Raw genomic sequence first — 21,492 nt, 5'->3', positions numbered from 1 at the left:
AGCGCCTACGGGCGCGCAATCAGGTAGGGCGCGAGCGTGGACAACTTCTCGCATGTCTCTTCGAATTCACGCTCGGGCGTGGACTCTTCGATGATGCCGGCGCCGGCCCGCAACCAGGTCCTACCGTCACGTTCGTAGGCCGCGCGCAGGGTCAGCGCCGCGTCCAGCCCGCCGTCGGCCGAAAGCATCACGACCGCACCCGAATACAGCCCGCGCGGTCCTTCGTCGAGGCGCATGATCGCTTCGACCCCGCCCGCTTTCGGGATGCCCGAGGCGGTCACGGCCGGGAACAACGCCTCGAGCGCGTCCATCCTGTCGTTCGACGTGCCCAGACGCCCGCTGACCGTGGATCCGAGGTGCTGCACACTTCCCCGTTCGCGCACCGTCATGAAATCGGTGACCGCGGCGGTGCCGGGCTCGGCGATCTCGGTCATCTCCTGCAACGAACTTCGCACCGAAATCGCGTGCTCGACAATCTCTTTGGAGTTCGACTCCAGGTCATCGCGCGCCTCGCGGTCGCGCGCCTCGCCGCGACCGAGCGCCCGGGTGCCCGCCAGCGGCTCGGTGACCACGACGCCGTCGCGACGGACCGCGGCGACAAGTTCGGGGCTGTAGCCCACGGCACGAATTCCACCCAGCGACAACAGAAACGACCGCACCGGGGTGTTGTGCCGGCGGGCCAGCCGGTAGGTGGACGGGAAATCGAGCGCGAAAGGCACTTCGAGAGAACGGGACAGGATCACCTTGTGGTAGCGGCCCGCCGCGATCTCCGCCACGGCCGACGCGACACGTTCGCGGTACTCGGAGGTGTCGGCGACGACGTCGACCGCCGAGGCCTCGCGCAGCGTGGACAGGCCGTCACCGAGCACACCCAGCACTACGTCGCGGTGGTCGGCCGACGCGTCGAACAGGCGAATCGCCTCCCGGGACACCACGATGCGACCCTGCGGCCAAAACACCCGCGCCAGCGGGGTTCCCGGTGCCAGGCGCTGTTGCAGCCCGTAGCGATAGACCCCGAATTCGAAGGCGATCCAGCCGAAGAGTTGGTCTGTTTCCAGCAGCAGCCGGTCGATGGCCTCGCCCAGCACCGGCCCGGGCCGCCCCGACCACTGCTGGCGCTGCGTGACCCCATCGCGGATCACCCGCAGTTCGTCGCTGTCCAGCTCGATCATGGCGTGCACACCGGTGGCCAGCACCCATTCCCCGCCGCGCTCGTAGAGCAGATACTCTTCCCCGACGCGTTCGGACAGCGCCACGGCCAACTCGGCCGCCAAGTCCGCCGGGTCGATATGGGCGGGAAGCGGGATCGATGGCGACGCAGAACCGGTGGAACTTGTCTCGACGCTGACCTCGGTCACGGTTAGTAAATGTAGCCTAACCTATGTAGCTGTGCGCAACCGATCCCACGGAGTTTGGTCCTCGCGGGGCGCATTCAGCTAAAACTCCCTCGGAGTCAAAGCCTGACGCAGCCGAGGCTACCCGCCGGAACGCGCCGATCCGTCGCTCCGGCCGTTCCGTTGGCGCAGCTAGACCGGTCGCCGCCGACTTGCAAGACCGGGCCCCGGCGATCGGTTGTGAGGCTCGCCACCTCGAACGTTTCCCAATCGTTTACGTCGTCGTCGCGCAACGGCTGGTTCTAACCGCGAGACTCTTCCCGTGGCGTCCTTGCGGTTTTCCGCGTCGAGGACTTCGGGGACATCACGACCCACTGCTCACCGTCGGCTTGGCTGTCAGTGACCCATCGACAAAGGGGCCGGCTTCACGCCGTCGCTTAGCTCGCCAGCCCGCTGGGCGTTTTTTACTTCACAGTAAATCCACAGCAGCCTCACACCAAACTCACGTGCGACGCGGCGCCGGCGCGGACCGGGTTCCGTCTTGCTAAAACCCTCTGTGAACAGTGCTTTTACGACACAGAAGGGGGCCAGTAGGCCTCGATTCCTCGCCGCGCTTTCGAGTGGCAGGGCGGCAGCAGCGGGGATAAGTTCTTCACGGTCGTAGGGATGTTTCGTGTTTGCTCCGCGTGCGGACGGTGCTTCCCCTGACCAGCGCGTCTCACCAACGGAGGCATCGATGCTGCAAGAGTTCTGGCACAACTTCACCCACAACCTCTTCAAGCCGCTGCTGCTGTTCTTCTACTTCGGGTTTCTGATCCCGATCCTGAAGGTGCGATTCGAATTCCCCTACGTCATCTATCAGGGGCTGACGATGTACCTGCTGCTGGCCATCGGCTGGCACGGCGGAGAAGAGCTCGCACAGGTCAGCGCATCTAGTGTCGGCGCGATCGTGGGATTCATGGTGCTGGGCTTCGTGCTCAACTTCGTCATCGGAAGCTTGGCCTACCTGGGACTCAGCCGATTGAAGTCGCTGCGGAGGGTCGACATGGCCACGGTCGCCGGCTATTACGGATCCGACTCGGCGGGAACCTTCGCCACCTGCGTGGCCGTCCTGGCAGCCGTGAACATCGCATTCAACGCCTACATGCCGGTGATGCTGGCGGTGATGGAGATCCCCGGCTGCCTGGTGGCGCTGTATTTCGTTGCCCGCCTGCGGCATCGGGGTATGGACTCGGCCGGCTACATGCCCGGTGAGGCTGGTTACACCCCACCCGCCAGGGTCGGGGTCGGCCCCGGCACCGCCGCACGTCCCTCACACGGCCAGAGCCTCGAAAGCCAGGAAGCGGGCATCGAGCAAGAGCTGGAACTCTCGATGGAAAAGGCGGAACACTGGGAGCCCGGCCAGAGCCCGGCCGGCGCCAAGGCCAAGCGGATGCCGATCTTGACCCGCGAGCTGTTTCAGGAAGTGTTCCTCAATCCCGGACTGGTCCTGCTGATGGGCGGCATCATCATCGGCCTCGTCAGCGGGCTGCAGGGACAGAAGGTCGTCGCGGACGACGACAAGTTCTTCGTGATGGCCTTCCAGGGTGTGCTGTGCCTGTTCCTGCTCGAGATGGGCATGACCGCATCCCGCAAATTGAAGGACCTTCGCTCGGCGGGGCCCGGGTTCGTCGTCTTCGGTCTGGTGGCGCCGAATGTCTTTGCGACGCTGGGTATCTTCGTCGCCTGCAGCTACGCCGCCTTGACCCACACCCACTTCAAGCCGGGGACCTACGTGCTGTTCGCGGTCCTGTGCGGCGCGGCCTCCTACATCGCCGTCCCGGCGGTGCAGCGCCTCGCCATCCCGGAGGCGAGCCCGACGTTGCCGCTAGCCGCTTCACTGGGTCTGACGTTCTCCTACAACGTCACCGTCGGAATCCCGCTCTACATCGAGATCGCCCGGGTCGTCGAGCAGTGGTTCGGGGTCTGACCGGCCCGCTACCCCAATAGCGTCCGCACGACGGCGTCGGCCAACAGGCGCCCCCGATCCGTGAGAACAAGCCGGTCACCGGCCGACACCAGCAGCCCGTCGGCCACCACACCCGCGGCGCGCTCCCGCTCCCCCGCACTCAACAGGTCAACCGGAAGACCTTGGCGCAGGCGGACTCTCAACAGCACGTCTTCGGTGTGCAACGTGTCGGCGTCGAGCTGCTCGAATCCCGCGACGGGCAGCGTAGCCGCCGACAACCTCTCGGCATATGCGTTGGGGTGCTTGACATTCCACCAACGCGTGGTGCCCGCGTATCCGTGCGCGCCCGGTCCCGCGCCCCACCACTGGCCGCCGTCCCAGTAGCCGAGGTTGTGCCGGCATTCACCACCCGGTCGCGACCAGTTGGACACCTCGTACCAGGACATACCCGCCTCGCTCAGTCGCGCGTCGACCAGTTCGTAGCGGTGGGCCAGCACGTCGTCATCGGGAGCGGCCAGCTCACCGCGCCGCACTCGCCTCGCCAGGGCGGTGCCCTCCTCGACCACCAGTGCGTAGGCCGAGACATGGTCGACGCCGGTGTCGATGGCGGTGTCGACCGACCGCAGCAGGTCGTCGTCGGACTCCCCCGGAGTTCCATAGATCAGATCGAGGCTGACGTGTTCGAAGCCCGCGGCCAGCGCCTCGCGGGCGGCGGCCGCCGATCGGTTCGGCGTGTGAATGCGGTCGAGGACACCGAGGACCCGCGGTGCCACCGATTGCATCCCCAGCGAGACCCGGGTGTAGCCGGCCGCGCGGATGGCGTCGAAGAGGTCCGGCCAGGCGGATTCGGGGTTGGCCTCGGTGGTGATCTCGGCATCCGCTGCCAGCGGAAAGTGGTCGCGCACCATGTCCAGCAGCGTCACCAGGCGCGCGCCGCCGAGCAGCGAGGGTGTGCCGCCCCCGACGAACACGGTGCTCACCTGAGGCGCCTGCAGCCGCGCGGACGCAAGTTTCAGCTCGGTCCCCAGCGCGCCCAGCCAGGCGTCGGGATTGACACCCCCCAGCTCGGCCGGGGTGTAGGTGTTGAAATCGCAATAGCCGCACCGCGTTACGCAGAACGGCACATGCACATAGATGCCAAATGGCCGCCCGGCGACCACCCGAACGTCGGGCAGGTCGACCGGCTCCTCGCGAATGGCCATGCCAAATGATCCCACGCCGGACGGGTATGCCCGGGGCGTCGAACCCGCCGGCGCGACGACCGACGTCGCGGGAAGCGATCTCAGGAACCTCTGGGGCTTCGCGGACCGGTCTCCCAGGCTTGCCCGGTAGTTTTAATCATGGTGAGTCAAGGTTTGACCTGGTTGCGCGGCCCCTCGGCATCCATGGCACAATGGTGGCGTGACTGTCGCCCAGCCCAGCCCGCACATTGTGCTAGTGGCGCGACGGCACATCGATCTCAAGCGCGTTTGCAGCTGTATCTGTCTGCCTTGACGTGGTAGACCCAGCCCCACTGTGTCTCCAGCTGGCTGACGGTTCCGTGCCGCCCATAAGTGCCGGTGAACTGTGCTGGCCGCGCTGGCGATCTTTTTGAAGGAGAACTTCCGATGACCACCGCCCGACCCGCGAAGGCCCGTAACGAAGGCCAATGGGCACTGGGGAATCGTGAGCCGCTGAACCCGAACGAAGAGATGAAGCAGGCCGGCGCCCCGCTGGACGTGCGCGAGCGCATCGAAACCATCTACGCCAAGAACGGCTTCGACAGCATCGACAAGAGCGACCTGCGCGGACGCTTCCGCTGGTGGGGCCTCTACACCCAGCGTGAGCAGGGCTACGACGGCACCTTCACCGGCGACGACAACGCCGAGTTGCTCGAAGCCAGGTACTTCATGATGCGGGTGCGCTGCGACGGCGGCGCGCTGTCGACGGCCGCATTGCGCACTGTCGGCCAGATTTCCACCGAATTCGGACGCGACACCGCCGACATCACCGACCGAGAAAACATCCAGTACCACTGGATCGAGGTCGAGAACGTCCCCGAAATCTGGCGGCGGCTGACCGACGTCGGATTGCAGACCGCCGAGGCATGCGGTGACTGCCCCCGCGTGATCCTGGGATCGCCGCTGGCCGGAGAGTCTCTCGACGAGGTGCTCGACCCGAGCTGGGCGATCGACGAGATCGCCCGCCGCTACATCGGCCAGCCCGACTTCGCCGACCTGCCGCGCAAGTACAAGACCGCCATCTCGGGCCTGCAAGACGTGGTGCACGAGGTCAACGACATCGCGTTCATCGGCGTCAACCACCCCGAACACGGCCCCGGCCTGGACCTGTGGGTTGGCGGCGGACTGTCTACCAACCCGATGCTTGCCCAACGGGTCGGCGCCTGGGTGCCGCTCGAGGAAGTGCCCGAGGTCTGGCACGCGGTGACCTCGATCTTCCGCGACTACGGCTACCGACGGCTGCGTTCCAAAGCGCGGCTGAAGTTCCTCATCAAGGACTGGGGCATCGAGAAGTTTCGTGAAGTTCTCGAAACCGAGTACCTCAAGCGTCCGCTGATCGACGGTCCGGCACCCGAGCCGCTCCAGCATCCGATCGACCACGTCGGGGTGCAACGGCTCAAGAACGGGCTCAACGCGGTGGGCGTCGCCTCGATCGCGGGACGGGTGTCGGGCACCATCCTGTCCGCAGTGGCCGACCTGGCCGAGGCGGCCGGCTCGAACCGCATCCGGTTGACCCCGTACCAAAAGTTGGTGATCCTCGACGTCCCCGACGACAAGCTCGACGAGCTGATCGCCGGCCTGGAGGGGCTCGGCCTACAGTCGCAGCCTTCACAGTGGCGGCGGAATGTGATGGCGTGCACGGGGATTGAGTTCTGCAAGTTGTCTTTTGCCGAGACACGGGTCAAGGCGCAATCTTTGGTGCCCGAGCTGGAAAGTCGGCTCGCGGACATCAACCTGCAGCTCGATGTTCCGATCACCGTCAACCTCAACGGCTGTCCCAATTCGTGCGCGCGCATTCAGGTCGCCGATATCGGGTTGAAAGGCCAGATGGTCGACGACGGGGAAGGCGGCTCGGTCGAAGGTTTCCAGGTACACCTGGGTGGCAGCCTGGGCCAGGACAGCGGCTTCGGCCGAAAATTACGTCAGCACAAGGTCACCAGCGACGAACTCTGCGACTACATCGAGCGGGTCGCACGCAACTTCCTGAAATATCGCAGCGAGGGTGAACGTTTCGCACAGTGGGCCATGAGGGCAGACGAGGACGATTTGCGATGAGCGAACGAACGACCAGACATTCAGAGGCCGAGCTGCGCGAGCTCGCTGCCCGGGGCGCGGCCGAGCTCGAGGGTGCGAGCGCCAGCGATGTATTGCGCTGGACCGACGAGACGTTCGGCGGCATCAACGGGCCGCGCGGGTGGGCCACCTGTAACTACGTGGTGGCCTCCAGCATGCAAGAGGCCGTGTTGATCGACCTGGCCGCCAAGGTGCGCCCGGGTGTGCCGGTGGTGTTTCTGGACACCGGCTACCACTTCGTGGAGACCATCGGTACGCGCGACGCCATCGAGTCCGTTTACGACATTCGGGTGCTCAACGTCACTCCCGAGCAGACCGTCGCCGAGCAGGACAAACTGCTGGGCAAGGACCTGTTCGCGCGTGATCCCGGTGAATGCTGCCGGCTGCGCAAGGTGGCTCCGCTGGGCAAGACGCTGCGCGGATACTCGGCGTGGGTGACCGGGCTGCGCCGGGGCGAAACCGCCGCACGCGCCAACGCCCCGGTGGTCGGCTTCGACGAGGGCTTCAAGCTGGTGAAGGTCAACCCGATGGTCGCCTGGACCGACGACGACGTGCAGAACTACATCGACGAGCACAGCGTGTTGGTCAATCCGCTGATTTACGAAGGCTATTCGTCGATCGGTTGCGCCCCGTGCACGGCCAAGCCGCTGGCGGGCGCCGACCCGCGCAGCGGGCGCTGGCAGGGTCTGTCCAAGACGGAGTGCGGGCTGCACGCCTCGTAAGACGTCACGCTGATGTCAGCGTGTTCTCATCCTCGTCCGCTTCGCGACCAGGCTCGGCCGCACTGGGGGCGATCGGTGGGACCCGGGTGGCACGCACGTACACGGTGTCGCCGTCGCGCAATGCCAGGGCCTCGGCGTCGCCGCGCGTGATCTGCGCCGTGAATAAACCGCCGGTGGCGGCGCTGGTCAACTCGACGCGCACCTCGAAACCCAGCTTCACCACCCGATCGACGACGGCCCGCGCCACACCGGTGGACTCCGCGGTTCCGTCTTCGGCCGCCACCGCCATCTCGGGTGTGCGACCCACCCGGATATCGTGCGGTCGCACCAGAGTTCCGTTCAGCATGGATACCGCGCCGAGGAACGACATCACGAACGCGTTCGCCGGGGCGTCATAGACGTCGGTCGGCGATCCGATCTGCTCGATGCGGCCGTGATTCAGCACCGCGATCCGGTCGGCGACATCCAGCGCCTCCGCCTGGTCGTGGGTGACCAGGACCGTGGTGACGTGCACCTCGTCGTGCAGGCGGCGCAACCAGGCCCGCAGATCCTCACGCACCTTGGCGTCCAGCGCGCCGAACGGCTCGTCGAGCAGCAGCACCTGCGGGTCGACCGCCAGCGCTCGCGCCAGCGCCATCCGCTGTCGCTGACCGCCGGAGAGCTGATTGGGATAGCGACCCTGAAAACCGGTGAGCCCCACCACTTCCAGCAGGTTGTCGACCTTGTCCTTGATCTCGGATTTGGGCCGCTTGCGGACCTTGAGCCCGTAGGCCACGTTGTCGCGGACGGTCAGGTGCTTGAACGCCGCGTAGTGCTGGAAGACGAACCCGATGCCGCGGCGCTGCGGTGGCACCCGGGTGACGTCACGACCGTAGATCGTGACGGTGCCACTGTCGGGCTGGTCGAGACCGGCGATGGTACGCAGCAGGGTCGATTTGCCCGACCCGCTGGGTCCCAACAGTGCCGTCAGCGACCCCGTGGGCACGACGAAGTCCACGTGGTCCAGCGCGACGAAATCGCCATAGCGCTTGTAGGCGTCGCGCACGATGATGGCGAGGTCGTCCCGGCCGGTACCGGTGTCTGTCACGTCGTCCTCCTCGTCAGGCCTGTCTCGCCGCTCGGGCGCGACGGGCGTCGAGAACCACCTGGAAAATCAGCACCAGCACCGCAACCCCCATCAGCAAGGTCGACAGCGCATAGGCGCCGTACTCGGCGCCGCGGTTGTATCGGTCCGAAACAAGCAATGTCAGTGTTTGCGACTTCCCCGGCAGGTTCGACGACACTATGAGCACCGCACCGTATTCCCCCAGGGTACGTGCGATCGTCAACACGATGCCGTAGGTCAGGCCCCACCGGATGGACGGCAGCGTGATCCGCCAAAACGTCTGCCACCAGCCCGAACCCAGCGTCGCCGCCGCCTCCTCCTGGTCGGTTCCCAGCTCGTGCAGCACCGGTTCCACCTCACGCACCACGAACGGCAGGGTGACGAAGATGCTGGCGAGCACGATGCCCGGCAGACCGAAGATGATTTTGAACCCAAGGTCCTTTTCGACGAACCCCAGCGCACCGGCCGAGCCCCACAACACGATCAGCGCCACGCCCACGATGACGGGCGAGACCGCGAACGGCAGGTCGATGATCGCCTGCAGCACGCCCTTGCCACGAAACCTGTTGCGCGCGAGCACCAATGCCGTCGGGATGCCGAAAACCACATTGAGCGGGACCACGATCGCCACGACCAGCAGCGTCAAGTTCAGCGCCGATATCGCCGCGGGAGTGCTGACCCAGGCGTAGAACTGGCCGAACCCGGGCCGAAACGTCCGCCACAGGATCAACGACACGGGCACGACCAGCAACACGAAGATGTATCCGAGCGCCACGAATCGCAACCAATAGCGGACTCCCGCGGACGACGTCATGCGGCCAGCTCCTCGCGTTTGGCCGCGTACCCACCCACGAGCCGCAAAATGAGCAGGACCACGAACGAAATCGCCAACAGCACAATGGATATTGCGGCCGCGCCGGTGCGGTCGTCGTTCTCGATCAATGTCCGTATCCACTGCGATGACACTTCGGTCTTGCCCGGCACCGCGCCGCCGATCAGCACCACCGACCCGAACTCGCCGATCGCGCGGGAGAAGGCCAGGCCCGCACCGGACAACAACGCGGGTAGCAGCGCCGGCAGCACCACGGAGGTGAAGATCTTGGGGCCGCTGGCGCCCAGCGACGCCGCCGCCTCCTCGACTTCGCGGTCCAGCTCCAGCAGCACCGGTTGGACCGCGCGGACCACGAACGGCAGCGTGACGAAGGCCAGCGCCACCGCCACGCCCCACGCGGTGTGCTGCAGGTGCAGACCCACCGGGCTGTTGTTGCCGTACAACGCCAGCATGACCAGGCTGGCGACGATGGTGGGCAGCGCGAACGGCAGATCGATGATGGCGTCGACGAGGCGCTTCCCGACGAAGTCGTCGCGCACCAGCACCCACGCGATCACCAGACCAAAAATCAGGTTGAGCACAGTCACCCCGGCCGAGATCGTCAGGGTCACCTGGAACGACTCCAACGCGGCGTTCGAGGTGACCGCGAGCCAGAACGCGTGCCAGCCGCCACCGGCGGCCTGCCAGGCGATCGCCGCCAACGGCAGCAGCACGATCACCGACAGCCACACCGTGGCCACCCCGACCCGCAGGGCGGTGGTGCCGCGGCCTCGGCCGGGCAGCGGGACGTACTCGGGCTCGCCGCTGAGTTCGGGTCGGATCGCCATAGGGTCCGGCGTGATGGCGGTCATCCGGTGGCCTGGGTGTAGATCTTGGTGATGCTGCCGGTGCTCTTGTCGAACAGCTGCGGATCCGCCGCGCTCCAGCCGCCGAGGTCGGCGATGGTCCACAGTTTCGCCGGCACCGGGTATTGGGCGCGGAAGTCGGCGGCGACGGACGGGTCGACCGGCCGGAAACCCGCCTGCGCCCAAACCTTTTGGGCCGCCGCGGTGTACTGGAAGTTCTTGAAGGCGACGGCTGCCTGCAGGTGGGGGCTGGTGTTGACGACGGCGACCGGGTTGTCGATCTTGAAGGTCTGCGGCAAGTTGACGTGGTCGATGGGTTTGCCCGCCCGCTCGGTCGCGATGGCCTCGTTCTCGTAGCTGATCAGCACGTCACCGCTGCCCTGGATGAAGACGTCGGTGGCTTCGCGGCCCGATCCGGGACGGAGTTTGACGTGCTCGGTCACCAGCTTCTTGATGAAATCCACACCGGCCGCGCTGTTGGCGCCGCCTTCGCTCTTGACGGCGTACGGCGCGAGCAGATTCCACTTGGCCGACCCCGAACTGAGCGGGCTGGGCGTGATGACCTCGATGCCGGGCCGCAACAGGTCATCCCAATCCTTGATGTTCTTCGGGTTGCCCTTGCGCACTACCAGCGTGACCACCGAACCGAACGGAGTTCCCTTGGTAGCATCGGTGTTCCAGTCTTGAGAAACCTTGCCGGCCTTGACCAATCGTTCGATGTCGGGCTCGACGGAGAAGTTCACGACGTCGGCCGGCTTGCCGTCCGCAACGCCGCGGGACTGGTCACCGGAGGCGCCGTAGGAGGTCACCACCTGCACGCCCTTGCCTTCCTCGGAGGCATTGAACGCCGGAATTATCTTGCTCCATCCGGGTTCTGGGACCGAGTAGGCAACCAGCGTGATGCTGGTGTGCGCGCCGGCGAGCCCACCGCCGCCGACGGCGTCGCTGGCGCCCCCGTGGCACCCGGCGACGCTTGCCGCTATGCCGGCAAGCGCAACCAGTGCGAGAACAGGCCGCCAACGCAACGCGGTCCTGATGTCCATCGAAGGCCTTCCGGTGGGGATTTATCGGATCTCGGTCCCGTCTCAGCGGAAAGGCAACCAGAACTTCAGGAGAATTCGAGAACTCCAGAACCAGACCGCACACGGGTTTGGGAGTCAGCGACAACAGTGCACGAAGGCATAGCACCCTGGAATGCCAAACGCCACGCGCATGGCGGGAAGCCTAACAGGAATTGACGGTGCCGCCACCGCGACCGGGGCCGGGCGGCGGCTGCGGGCGCCTCACCGGTGTAGCAGGTGGGTGACCAGCCAAGTGCCGATCACCAGCGCCACCAAGATGAGCAGAACCAGCGTCACGTGCGAGCGGGGCATGCGCGTTACCCGGAGGTCTCACCGGCATGGCGGGCGCGACGCATCAGCTCGATGCCCTTGCCGAGCAGGCCGTCGAGTAGGGCGGCCGTCACGTAGGCCACCGCCAGCACGACCGGCATCACCACCATGGCCTGCAGCACGAAAGGGAGCCCCGAAAGCCACAGCTCGTTGCCGTCCCACCAGTTGAGGAACGCATTCACGGAGCTCACCCTATTCGGCGCCGCCACACAAAACCAATGCGTGAAGATCGGCGCCCGGGTCAGTGCGCGCCACGCCGCCTCGGCGAAACGTTGGACGCCGGGCCGCCGCGCGGTCGATGATGTCCAGATGGTTCTGCATGTTCAGCCCGACGACCAACCGGCCCAGCCGGACGAAGACATGCCCGACGACGCCTTTCAATCGGCGTCCGCGACGTCGATGACTTCATCCATCGACCTGCGCACGGCCGGGCCCCTCGCTCCCAGCGCAGCCCTGCGTAACCCGTTTCCGCCGATCGCCGACTACGCGTTCCTGTCCGACTGGGAAACCACCTGCCTGATCTCGCCCGCCGGATCCGTGGAATGGCTGTGTGTGCCGCGGCCGGACTCGCCGAGCGTGTTCGGCGCGATCCTGGACCGCAGCGCCGGCCACTTCCGGTTGGGGCCCTACGGCGTCTCGGTGCCCTCGGCCCGTCGGTACCTGCCGGGCAGCCTCATCATGGAGACCACCTGGCAGACGCACACCGGGTGGCTGATCGTGCGTGACGCGCTGGTCATGGGCCCCTGGCACGACCTCGACCGCCGGTCCCGGACGCATCGCCGCACCCCGATGGACTGGGATGCCGAGCACATCCTGCTGCGCACGGTGCGCTGCGTCAGCGGCACCGTCGAACTGATGATGAGCTGCGAGCCGGCGTTCGACTACCACCGGGTCGGCGCCAGCTGGGAATACTCCGCCAACGCGTACGGCGAGGCCATCGCCCGCGCCACCAAGCAACCCGACGCCCACCCCACGCTGCGACTCACCACCAATCTGCGGATCGGGCTGGAGGGCCGGGAAGCGCGCGCACGCACCCGGATGAAGGAGGGCGACGACGTGTTCGTGGCCCTGAGCTGGACCAAACACCCGGCGCCGCAGACCTACGAAGAGGCCGCCGACAAGATGTGGCAGACCACCGAGTGCTGGCGGCAGTGGATCAACATCGGTAACTTCCCCGACCACCCGTGGCGGGCGTACCTGCAGCGCAGCGCGCTCACCCTGAAGGGCTTGACCTACTCGCCCACCGGCGCGCTGCTGGCGGCCAGCACCACGTCGCTGCCGGAAACACCGCAGGGCGAACGTAACTGGGACTACCGCTACGCCTGGGTGCGCGACTCCACCTTCGCGCTGTGGGGCCTGTACACGCTCGGGCTCGATCGCGAGGCCGACGACTTCTTCGCGTTCATCGCCGACGTCTCGGGGGCCAACCACAACGAGCGGCACCCGCTGCAGGTCATGTACGGCGTGGGCGGCGAGCGCAGCCTGGTCGAAGAAGAGCTGCATCACCTGTCCGGCTATGACCAGGCCCGGCCGGTGCGCATCGGCAACGGCGCCTTCGACCAGGTCCAGCACGACATCTGGGGCTCCATCCTCGACTCCTTCTACCTGCACGCCAAGTCGCGCGAGCAGGTCCCGGAGACGTTGTGGCCGGTGCTGAAGAAGCAGGTCGAGGAGGCGATCAAGCACTGGCGCGAGCCCGACCGCGGCATCTGGGAGGTGCGCGGGGAGCCGCAGCACTTCACGTCGTCGAAGGTCATGTGCTGGGTGGCGCTCGACCGCGGGGCGAAGCTGGCCGAGCGGCAGGGCGAGAAGAGCTACGCCCAGCAGTGGCGGGCCATTGCCGAGGAGATCAAGGCCGACATCCTGGCGCACGGCGTGGATTCCCGCGGCGTCTTCACTCAGCGCTATGGCAGCGACGCGCTGGACGCCTCCCTGCTGTTGGTGGTGCTGACGCGGTTCCTACCGCCGGACGACCCGCGGGTGCGCAACACCGTGCTGGCGATCGCCGACGAACTCACTCAGGAGGGCCTGGTGCTGCGCTACCGGGTCGAAGAGACCGACGACGGCCTGTCCGGCGAGGAGGGCACCTTCACGATCTGCTCGTTCTGGCTGGTCTCGGCGCTGGTCGAAATCGGGGAGGTCCGCCGCGCCAAACGCCTGTGCGAGCGGTTGCTGTCCTACGCCAGCCCGCTGCACCTCTACGCCGAGGAGATCGAGCCGCGCACCGGTCGCCAGCTGGGCAACTTCCCGCAGGCGTTCACCCACCTGGCACTGATCAACGCGGTGGTGCACGTCATTCGGGCCGAGGAAGAAGCCGACGGCTCGGGGATGTTCCAGCCCGCGAACGCGCCGATGTAGAAAGCCGCGGTCAAGCGACGGCGCTGAGCCTGTCCATGAGCGCGTGGGTGAGGTCGACGGCGGTGGTGCCGATGTCGGCGTTGCCCCTGTCGCCCGGATAAGTGTTGGGCACGAAGTAGACCGCGACCTCGACGAGGAATCTGCCCCGAACGCCGAGGGCACGGCCGATGGGCTGAGCCGACAAGACCGAATGCGGTCCCGACCCCATCGAAACCGTAGCCGCGACAACCGAATCCAGGACGCGCACGTCGGAGATGGCGTCCGTACCGTATATATCGGTCGGCGGCGCCATCAGCGTGGTCCCGTCGCACTTCTGCCACTGCGCGGCAAACCTCGCGAACAGCGCGTCGGCGTCCGCGGCCGTCCGCAACTCGACGATGCCTTCCTGGACGAAGTCGGCCTTCACCGAATCACCTTTGTGCACCCACATTTCGGCGGCCGTTTCCTGTACGGGCGCGGAGCCATACGCGATCCGCTGCATCAGGTGGACGACCCCGATGCAGTCGGCGGGCTTCGCCTCATCCCACGTGGTTCCCAATTTGTCGACGCCCCCGAACTCCGAGAAACGCGGGTACGGTTGGAACGGCTGGTCGAGCAGCTTCGCCAGGGCGGCACCGTCGAATAAGGCCCGTTTAATGGCTGGTACCCGCCCCGCGCTGGGTGCCAGAGTGCTTGTGCCGGAGATGGTTTCGGTGCAGCCGCCCACCAGCAGCGCCGCAGTCAAAGCGGCCAGCGCACGCCAGCTGCATTTCACTTCTTCCCCCTCCGACCTCAGCTCAGCGCGTTGACCCTGTCCATCATGGCGCGCGCGATGTCGAGTGCGCTGGTGTTGATGTTGGCCGATCCCGGGTCGGTGGATCGCCGCCCGCCGAAGAAGACCACCTCGACTTCGACGAGGCAGTTCGACCGGACACCGATGGCACGCGCCTGGGGTGTGGGCCGCAGGGCCGGCATGTTAGGCAGCACCGAGGTGGCGGTTTTGGTCGCCGCGATGGTGGTGGCGGTGCCGCGGACATCGCTGATGACGTTCGTGGTGCTGATCGGGCCGGTCTGTTCCGAGGTCGTCATGCCATTGCACTGTTGCCACTGCTGGGAGAACTGCGCGAACAGCGCCTGAGCCTGCGCGGCCGAGGGCAACGTGACCACGCCCTCCATCACCGTGATCACCTGTGCGGGTTCACCGTTGTTCCACCAGGACTCCGACGCGACGTCCTGGACTTGGGCAGGCTGGGGGCCGGAGCGGTACACGCTCTTCTGCAGCATCGCCGTCACACCGAGGCAGCCGGCCTGCGACGTCGACCGCTTGACCTGGTAGAGCTTCTCGGGGCCGCCGACTTGGGCCGGCTCGCGGGAGATCAAGGTCTGGTCGAGCATCCGCGACAGCGCCGCGCCGTCGAGAGGGACCTTGCTGACCGTGGCACCACTCAGCGGCCGCAGCTTCAGGTTCGGCGCCGGCTTGGCCGTGCCGTCGACCACGGACCCACATCCGGTCACCAACGCGGCGAGCGCCGCGAGCGTCGCCGCCGCTTTGAGTAATCGCATCGCTACTTCTTGCCCTTGTCCCCCGCCGCGTCCGCGGACAGCGCCGCGACGAACGCCTCCTGCGGCACGTCGACCCGCCCGATGGTCTTCATCCGCTTCTTGCCTTCCTTCTGCTTTTCCAGAAGTTTGCGCTTGCGGGTGATGTCACCGCCGTAACACTTGGACAGCACGTCCTTGCGAATGGCTCGGATGTTTTCGCGCGCAATGATTTTCGATCCGATCGCCGCCTGAACCGGCACCTCGAACTGTTGGCGCGGGATCAGCTCCTTGAGCTTGGTGGTCATCTTGTTGCCGTAGGCCGAGGCGCCGTCCTTGTGCACGATCGCGCTGAACGCGTCGACCGGCTCGCCCTGCAACAGGATGTCGACCTTGACCAGCTGGGCCTCCTGCTCACCGGCCTCCTCGTAGTCGAGGCTGGCGTAGCCGCGCGTGCGTGACTTCAGGGAGTCGAAAAAGTCGAAGATGATCTCGCCCAGCGGCATGGTGTAGCGCAGCTCCACCCGTTCGGGCGACAGGTAGTCCATCCCGCCGAGTTCGCCGCGGCGCGACTGGCACAGCTCCATGATCGTGCCGATGAACTCGCTGGGCGCGATGATGGTGGTCTTCACCACCGGCTCGTAGACGGTGCGGACCTTGCCTTCGGGCCAGTCCGACGGGTTCGTCACGACGATCTCGGTGTTGTCCTCTTTGACCACGCGATACACGACGTTGGGTGACGTCGAGATCAGATCCAGGTCGAATTCACGCTCCAGACGCTCGCGGGTGATCTCCATGTGCAGCAAACCCAAAAAGCCACAACGGAATCCGAAGCCCAGCGCAACCGACGTCTCCGGCTCGTACGTCAGGGCCGCGTCGTTGAGCTGCAGCCTGTCCAACGCGTCGCGCAGGACCGGGTAGTCCGAACCGTCCACGGGATACAGCCCCGAGTAGACCATCGGCCTGGGTTCGCGGTACCCGGTCAGCGCTTCGGCGGCGCCGTGCTTGGCCGTCGTCACGGTGTCACCGACCTTGGACTGCCGGACGTCCTTCACCCCGGTGATCAGGTAACCCACCTCGCCCACTCCCAGGCCCTCGCTGGCCTTCGGCTCGGGCGAGACGATGCCGACCTCGAGCAGTTCGTGGGTGGCGCCGGTGGACATCATCGCGATGCGTTCGCGTGGGGTGATCTTGCCGTCGACCACCCGCACATAGGTCACCACGCCGCGGTAGATGTCGTAGACGGAGTCGAAGATCATCGCGCGCAGCGGTGCGTCGGCCTTGCCCTGCGGGGGCGGCACCTGCCGCACCACCTCGTTGAGCAGGTCCGCCACTCCCTCGCCGGTCTTGCCGGACACCCGCAGCACGTCGTCGGGCTCGCAGCCGATGATGTGGGCGAGTTCTCCGGCGTAGCGGTCCGGGTCGGCCGCCGGCAGGTCGATCTTGTTGAGCACCGGGATGATGGTCAGGTCGCGGTCCAGCGCCAGGTAGAGGTTGGCCAGGGTCTGCGCCTCGATGCCCTGGGCGGCGTCGACCAGCAGCACCGCGCCCTCACAGGCCTCCAGCGCGCGCGACACCTCGTAGGTGAAGTCGACGTGGCCCGGGGTGTCGATCAGGTGCAGCACGTACTGCTGGCCCTGCACCTCCCACGGGAGCCGCACGTTCTGCGCCTTGATGGTGATGCCGCGCTCGCGCTCGATGTCCATCCGGTCCAGGTACTGGGCGCGCATCGAACGCTCGTCGACGACGCCGGTGAGCTGCAGCATCCGGTCGGCCAGCGTCGACTTGCCGTGATCGATGTGGGCGATGATGCAGAAGTTCCGAATCTGCGCCGGCGCGGTGAAGGTCTTGTCGGCGAAACTGCTGATGGGAATCTCCTGGTCTGCTTCAAACGTGATGGGCGCTGCGCGGCCGTTTTACTGGCGGTTCGCGGGCATGTCCAGCGTATCTAGGCAGCGCCGTGGAGACCTACTTGGACACAGTCGCGCCCGGTTGCTCGCGTCTATGCTGCGAATATGGCGTCTGCCCGGAAATCGCAGTGGAAGACGTTCCAGCGGTTTGCCGAGAATCTGGTGTTCAACGGGGCCCCACGGCTGGCCCGGCACGTGCAGAATTCCCAGACCGTCCTGCGCGAGTTGCAGCAGGCCGTGCGGATCACCGCGAACGTCATCGCCGCCGTGGCGCCGCCACCGTCCGACGCGACGGTCGCGGGCCGTCCGGTGACCAGCAGCAGCCTGCCCACCGCGCAGCGGGCCCGCAAACTCGTGTACGCGCCGAGCCTGGACGGCCGGGCCGATCCCGGCGAGATCGTCTGGACGTGGGTGGTCTACGAGGACGACCCCAGCCGGGGCAAGGACCGGCCCGTGCTGGTGGTGGGACGCGACCGCGGCACTTTGCTCGGGTTGATGGTCTCCAGCCAGGAGCGCCACGCCGCCGATCCCGAGTGGGTTGGAATCGGTTCTGGCAGTTGGGATTACGAGGGAAGATCCAGCTGGGTCCGGCTGGACCGCGTGCTCGACGTGCCCGAAGAGGGCATCCGGCGCGAGGGGGCGATTTTGGACCGCGAGATCTTCGACGTGATCGCGGCCCGCCTGCGCGCCGACTATTCCTGGCGCTGAGTTCGTCGCGGGTGTCGCGCCGAGCGTGTACTCACGGCGAGAAAACGGCGGGCGGATTCATACGGTCAATGCAACATCCGTGGATTTAGGAGTTGCGATGCCGAGTGGTTTTCCGCATTCGCCGGCGGTGCGTCGGGAGTTGTTCGACCGGGTATGTCGGGGAGCCCCGCTGGTTGTGGCGGCTCAAGGTATGGGCGTGTCAACGACCAGGGCGTGGGTGTGGTGGCGTGACGCTGGAGCGATGAAACTGCATATCGGAGGCCGGGGTCAACGTGGCCTGCTCAAGCCGGGCAACATGTCCTTGCCCGGTGGAGCGGGTCATCGGCTCAGTGTCAGCGAACGCGTGGAGATCATGCGCGGCCGCGACGGCGGACTCAGCGCCGCCGACATCGCCGAGCGGCTGGGTCGCGACCGCACAACGATCTACCGCGAGATTCGGCGTAACTGCAATGCCGACGGCGACTACCACGCTCTGATGGCGCATGCGCGGGCCGCGCAGAAAGCGCGGCGGCCCAAGGAATTCAAGCTCGCCGATAACCCGTTGTGCGCGATGATCGAAGGCTGGATGGATCAGGGCTGGAGTCCGAAACTGATCGCCGAGGTGTTGGCCCGCGATCACCCCGGTGACAGGCTGGCACAAGTGAGCCACGAAACCATTTATCAGTGCCTGTATGTGCAGACTCGCGGCAGTTTGCGCGCTGATCTGCACAAATGCCTGTCCACGAAGCGGGCCGCACGAAAGCATCGAGGCTCAGACAATCGTCGTGGGGTGTTTAGCGCCGGTGAGGAATTCACCATCGCTGATCGCCCACCTGAGGCTGATGACCGCGCCGTGCCGGGCCACTGGGAGGGCGACTTGATCGTGGGACCCCACAACAGCGCAATCGGCACCCTGGTGGAGCGCAGCACCCGCTTCACGATCCTGCTGCACCTGCCCGGTGACCGCACCGCGGCCACGGTAGCCGCCGCGATGATCGAGGCAATGAGCGAACTGCCCGAGCACCTGCGCCGCTCGATCACCTGGGATCGTGGCAGCGAAATGGCTAGCTGGCGCGACATCCAGCTACAGCTGGCCGCTCCGGTCTACTTCTGCGATCCCCACTCACCGTGGCAACGAGGCAGCAACGAAAACACCAACCGCCTGTTGCGATTCTGGTTCGAAAAAGGCAGCGACTTAAGCGGTTACACCAAAGCTGACCTCAGACGAATCCAAGACACCCTCAACCAACGCCCCCGACCCACGCTGAACCTCGATACCCCGGCCCAACGCCTAACCGCCCTCCTCGACCAAGCCGCCTAACCCAAAATGTTGCATTCACCGCTTGACAATGCCGCCGAATTTTCGCCCTGATCGCACGTTCGGCGAGCGAAAGCGCGACGGGCCGGGCGGGGCGGACCGATCCGGCCCGCCCCGCAACTAGCCCTGAGTGATGTAGGACTGCAGCTGCTGCTGCTCGGCCTCGAGCTCTTCCATCCTGGTCTTCACCACGTCACCGATGCTGACGATGCCGATCAGCTTCTTGCCGTCCAGGACCGGCACGTGGCGCACCCGGTTCTTGGTCATCAGCACGCTGATCGCATCGACCGTGTCGGCCTTCGTGCACGTGGCCAGCATGCTGGTCATGATCTTGGATACCGGGCGAGACAGCACGCTGGCACCGTGGGTGTGCAGCTGGCGCACGACGTCGCGCTCCGACACGATGCCGACGACACCCTCGGCGCCGACCACCACCATGGCGCCGATGTTCTGTTCGGTCAGGCCCGCAAGCAGCTCGCGAACCGTCGCGTCCGGGTTGATGGTCACCACCGCCGCGCCCTTATTCCGCAAGACGTCCGCAATCCGCATCGAGGCCTCCAGCCGGGTTTGTGATCCGCTTCACATCAGGCTACGGCCAACTCGCGCGGCGGAAAAGCCACCAGCAGAACCTGCAAACAGATCGTGTCCAAAAGCCGGCGACCGGCCGGATCGTTCGATTGGGCCACTGCTCAGGGCGGGGACCTGCAAGATAGGGCCATGATCGAGGTCACTCTGCTGGGCACCGGAAGTCCGATCCCCGACCCGAACCGGGCGGGGCCGTCGACGCTGGTGCGGGCCGGCGGGCAGGTGTTTCTGGCCGACTGCGGGCGGGGGGTGCTCCAGCGCGCGGCGGCTGTCGGGGTGGGCGCGGCCGGATTGTCGGCGCTGCTGCTCACCCACCTGCACAGCGATCACGTCGGCGACCTCGGCGACGTCCTCATCACGCGGTGGATCAGCACCTTCACCCCCGATCCGGCGCCGCTGCCCATCATCGGGCCGCCCGGCACCGCCGAACTGGTGGAGGCGACGCTGAAGGCCTTCCACCACGACGTCGGCTACCGGATCGCCCATCACGCCGATCTCACTGCGCCACCGGCAGTCGAGGTCCACGAATACACCGACGGTCCCGTGTGGGACCGCGACGGCGTCTCGATCCGAGTGGCTCCGACCGATCACCGGCCGGTGGCCCCGACCCTCGGCTTCCGTATCGAATACGAGGGGGCGTCGGTGGTGCTGGCCGGCGACACCGTGCCGTGCGCGAGCCTGGACGAGCTGGCGGCCGGCGCAGGCGCTCTGGTGCACACCGTGATCCGCAAGGACATCGTCGCGACCATCCCGCAGCAGCGGCTCGTCGACATCTGCGATTACCACTCGTCGGTGGAAGAGGCGGCGGCGACCGCGGCCCGCGCGGGCGTGGACACCCTTGTCATGACGCACTATGTGCCCGCGCTGGTGCCCGGCCAGGAGGAGCAATGGCGGGCGCTGGCCGCCGGGGCGTTCAGTGGGCGCATCGAGCTCGGCGACGACCTGCACCGCGTTCAGATCGACGCGCCCTCCTGACGCACTACCGGGACAACGAATCCCGTTGCGCTGCACGGGTAATCGCGACTCCTGCCACCACCAGCCAGGCCAGCGTCACCACGCGCGCGATCGGCAACAGCACCCCCAGCGCGGGCCAGACCAACACCCCGCCCGCCGATTCGGCGAGGACGGCGATCGCCAGGCCGATCCGGGCGAGCGGCCTGGGCAGCACTCCCCCGGGCGCAGCCATCGCGGCGACCAACACGCCCAACGCCACGATGTGGCCCGGGCCGCCGGTGAGAAAGACCAGCAAGTACAGCGCCCTCACCAACCCGGTGTCGACGCTGACTTCCGGCCACGACAGCGTCCACCCGATCAATCCGGCCAGCCCGAGCGCCCCGGCGGCCACAGCGCCGCCCGTGAGCGCGATCGCGGCGGCCGCGGCGCCGGCGCCGAGTTGCCTCAGCCGCGCGGCGGCTGTCGCCGCGTAGACCGCCAGCGGGACCGACGACGCGAATGTCGCCACGGCCATGACGCGCACGGCCATTGGCTGGGCACGCACGTACGCCACCACCGCGCCGACGGGGCCGTACGGCAACGGCATCAGGCCGCCCAACGCGACGCCGATCGCGATGCCGCCGAAGAGCAGCCCGAGGCAAATCAGGGACAGCGCCGTCAGGGCGCCGGTTTCACGGAAACCGTTCATTGCC

20 protein-coding genes are annotated in these 21,492 nt (G+C 66.6%); 8 read left to right on the top strand and 12 right to left on the bottom strand.

The features are described from left to right. Positions 1-5 precede the first annotated feature (5 nt). A complete protein-coding gene (locus G6N26_RS00325) occupies positions 6-1,358 on the bottom strand; it encodes a salicylate synthase (protein ID WP_067171601.1) in 1,353 nt (450 codons plus the stop codon). A gap of 712 nt (positions 1,359-2,070) precedes the next feature. Here G6N26_RS00325 and G6N26_RS00320 point away from each other — a divergent pair. Continuing rightward, positions 2,071-3,303 carry a sodium-dependent bicarbonate transport family permease gene (locus tag G6N26_RS00320; RefSeq protein ID WP_067171599.1) on the top strand — a complete coding sequence of 411 codons (1,233 nt, stop codon included), beginning with the start codon at positions 2,071-2,073 and terminating at the stop codon, positions 3,301-3,303. Positions 3,304-3,311: 8 nt separating this feature from the next. Here the strand turns inward: G6N26_RS00320 and hemW are convergent, their stop codons facing one another. After that, entirely contained in the window at positions 3,312-4,484 is a 1,173-nt protein-coding gene (gene hemW / locus G6N26_RS00315; protein WP_067171597.1) for a radical SAM family heme chaperone HemW, read from the bottom strand. Positions 4,485-4,683: 199 nt separating this feature from the next. Between hemW and G6N26_RS26480 the strand changes: the two genes are divergently transcribed. From G6N26_RS26480 to G6N26_RS00305, 3 genes are all read left to right on the top strand, one after another. Next, positions 4,684-4,776, top strand: a complete 93-nt coding sequence (locus G6N26_RS26480) for an Ms4527A family Cys-rich leader peptide (RefSeq protein ID WP_350494745.1) — start codon at positions 4,684-4,686, stop codon at positions 4,774-4,776. 113 nt (positions 4,777-4,889) lie between these two features. After that, the gene (locus tag G6N26_RS00310) at positions 4,890-6,557 is read left to right on the top strand and encodes a nitrite/sulfite reductase (RefSeq protein ID WP_067171595.1); all 1,668 of its coding nucleotides are present in this window, start codon (positions 4,890-4,892) and stop codon (positions 6,555-6,557) included. Further along, on the top strand, positions 6,554-7,297 hold the full coding sequence (locus G6N26_RS00305; protein ID WP_067171593.1) for a phosphoadenylyl-sulfate reductase: 744 nt from the start codon (positions 6,554-6,556) through the stop codon (positions 7,295-7,297). Before G6N26_RS00310 ends, G6N26_RS00305 begins: the two co-directional genes overlap by 4 nt. A gap of 4 nt (positions 7,298-7,301) precedes the next feature. Here G6N26_RS00305 and G6N26_RS00300 read toward each other — a convergent pair whose 3' ends face one another. The 5 genes from G6N26_RS00300 to G6N26_RS00280 all read right to left on the bottom strand — a co-directional run bounded on the left by G6N26_RS00300 (position 7,302) and on the right by G6N26_RS00280 (position 11,652). After that, positions 7,302-8,384 (bottom strand): sulfate/molybdate ABC transporter ATP-binding protein, encoded by a 1,083-nt coding sequence (locus tag G6N26_RS00300; RefSeq protein ID WP_067171591.1) that lies wholly within the window; start codon positions 8,382-8,384, stop codon positions 7,302-7,304. 13 nt (positions 8,385-8,397) lie between these two features. Then, positions 8,398-9,216 (bottom strand): sulfate ABC transporter permease subunit CysW, encoded by an 819-nt coding sequence (cysW, locus tag G6N26_RS00295; protein WP_067171589.1) that lies wholly within the window; start codon positions 9,214-9,216, stop codon positions 8,398-8,400. Beyond that, positions 9,213-10,085 (bottom strand): sulfate ABC transporter permease subunit CysT, encoded by an 873-nt coding sequence (gene cysT / locus G6N26_RS00290; RefSeq protein ID WP_067171587.1) that lies wholly within the window; start codon positions 10,083-10,085, stop codon positions 9,213-9,215. Before cysT ends, cysW begins: the two co-directional genes overlap by 4 nt. Next, entirely contained in the window at positions 10,082-11,122 is a 1,041-nt protein-coding gene (locus G6N26_RS00285) for a sulfate ABC transporter substrate-binding protein (protein WP_083016253.1), read from the bottom strand. The genes cysT and G6N26_RS00285 overlap by 4 nt, the downstream gene beginning before the upstream one ends. A gap of 335 nt (positions 11,123-11,457) precedes the next feature. After that, positions 11,458-11,652 carry a hypothetical protein gene (locus G6N26_RS00280; RefSeq protein ID WP_067171583.1) on the bottom strand — a complete coding sequence of 65 codons (195 nt, stop codon included), beginning with the start codon at positions 11,650-11,652 and terminating at the stop codon, positions 11,458-11,460. Between the two features lie 127 nt (positions 11,653-11,779). Here G6N26_RS00280 and G6N26_RS00275 point away from each other — a divergent pair, with 127 nt between their 5' ends. Continuing rightward, positions 11,780-13,828, top strand: coding sequence for a glycoside hydrolase family 15 protein (locus G6N26_RS00275; RefSeq protein ID WP_067171681.1), 2,049 nt, complete (start codon positions 11,780-11,782; stop codon positions 13,826-13,828). Between the two features lie 10 nt (positions 13,829-13,838). On the opposite strand, the gene G6N26_RS00270 is transcribed toward G6N26_RS00275, so the two are convergent. From G6N26_RS00270 to lepA, 3 genes are read right to left on the bottom strand one after another with little or no spacing between them, the layout of a single operon-like run. Further along, the gene (locus tag G6N26_RS00270; RefSeq protein WP_067171581.1) at positions 13,839-14,582 is read right to left on the bottom strand and encodes a sensor domain-containing protein; all 744 of its coding nucleotides are present in this window, start codon (positions 14,580-14,582) and stop codon (positions 13,839-13,841) included. A gap of 17 nt (positions 14,583-14,599) precedes the next feature. Continuing rightward, entirely contained in the window at positions 14,600-15,370 is a 771-nt protein-coding gene (locus G6N26_RS00265) for a sensor domain-containing protein (RefSeq protein WP_067171579.1), read from the bottom strand. 2 nt (positions 15,371-15,372) lie between these two features. After that, the gene (gene lepA, locus G6N26_RS00260) at positions 15,373-17,244 is read right to left on the bottom strand and encodes a translation elongation factor 4 (RefSeq protein ID WP_082991447.1); all 1,872 of its coding nucleotides are present in this window, start codon (positions 17,242-17,244) and stop codon (positions 15,373-15,375) included. A gap of 117 nt (positions 17,245-17,361) precedes the next feature. Between lepA and G6N26_RS00255 the strand changes: the two genes are divergently transcribed. Both G6N26_RS00255 and G6N26_RS00250 read left to right on the top strand, forming a co-directional pair. Continuing rightward, positions 17,362-17,964, top strand: a complete 603-nt coding sequence (locus G6N26_RS00255; RefSeq protein WP_067171575.1) for a type II toxin-antitoxin system PemK/MazF family toxin — start codon at positions 17,362-17,364, stop codon at positions 17,962-17,964. A 97-nt stretch (positions 17,965-18,061) separates the two neighbouring features. Then, the gene (locus G6N26_RS00250; RefSeq protein ID WP_083020638.1) at positions 18,062-19,264 is read left to right on the top strand and encodes an IS30 family transposase; all 1,203 of its coding nucleotides are present in this window, start codon (positions 18,062-18,064) and stop codon (positions 19,262-19,264) included. A gap of 117 nt (positions 19,265-19,381) precedes the next feature. Here the strand turns inward: G6N26_RS00250 and G6N26_RS00245 are convergent, their stop codons facing one another. Then, positions 19,382-19,810, bottom strand: coding sequence for a CBS domain-containing protein (locus G6N26_RS00245; RefSeq protein ID WP_067171573.1), 429 nt, complete (start codon positions 19,808-19,810; stop codon positions 19,382-19,384). 168 nt (positions 19,811-19,978) lie between these two features. Here G6N26_RS00245 and G6N26_RS00240 point away from each other — a divergent pair, with 168 nt between their 5' ends. Then, entirely contained in the window at positions 19,979-20,821 is an 843-nt protein-coding gene (locus G6N26_RS00240) for a ribonuclease Z (protein WP_083015572.1), read from the top strand. Between the two features lie 4 nt (positions 20,822-20,825). Here the strand turns inward: G6N26_RS00240 and G6N26_RS00235 are convergent, their stop codons facing one another. Then, entirely contained in the window at positions 20,826-21,488 is a 663-nt protein-coding gene (locus G6N26_RS00235; RefSeq protein WP_083015569.1) for a hypothetical protein, read from the bottom strand. Positions 21,489-21,492: the final 4 nt, after the last annotated feature.

It is taken from the genome of Mycobacterium marseillense (genome assembly GCF_010731675.1).
Classification (GTDB): Bacteria; Actinomycetota; Actinomycetes; order Mycobacteriales; family Mycobacteriaceae; genus Mycobacterium; species Mycobacterium marseillense.
This window is presented reverse-complemented; position numbering and strand designations above follow the sequence as displayed.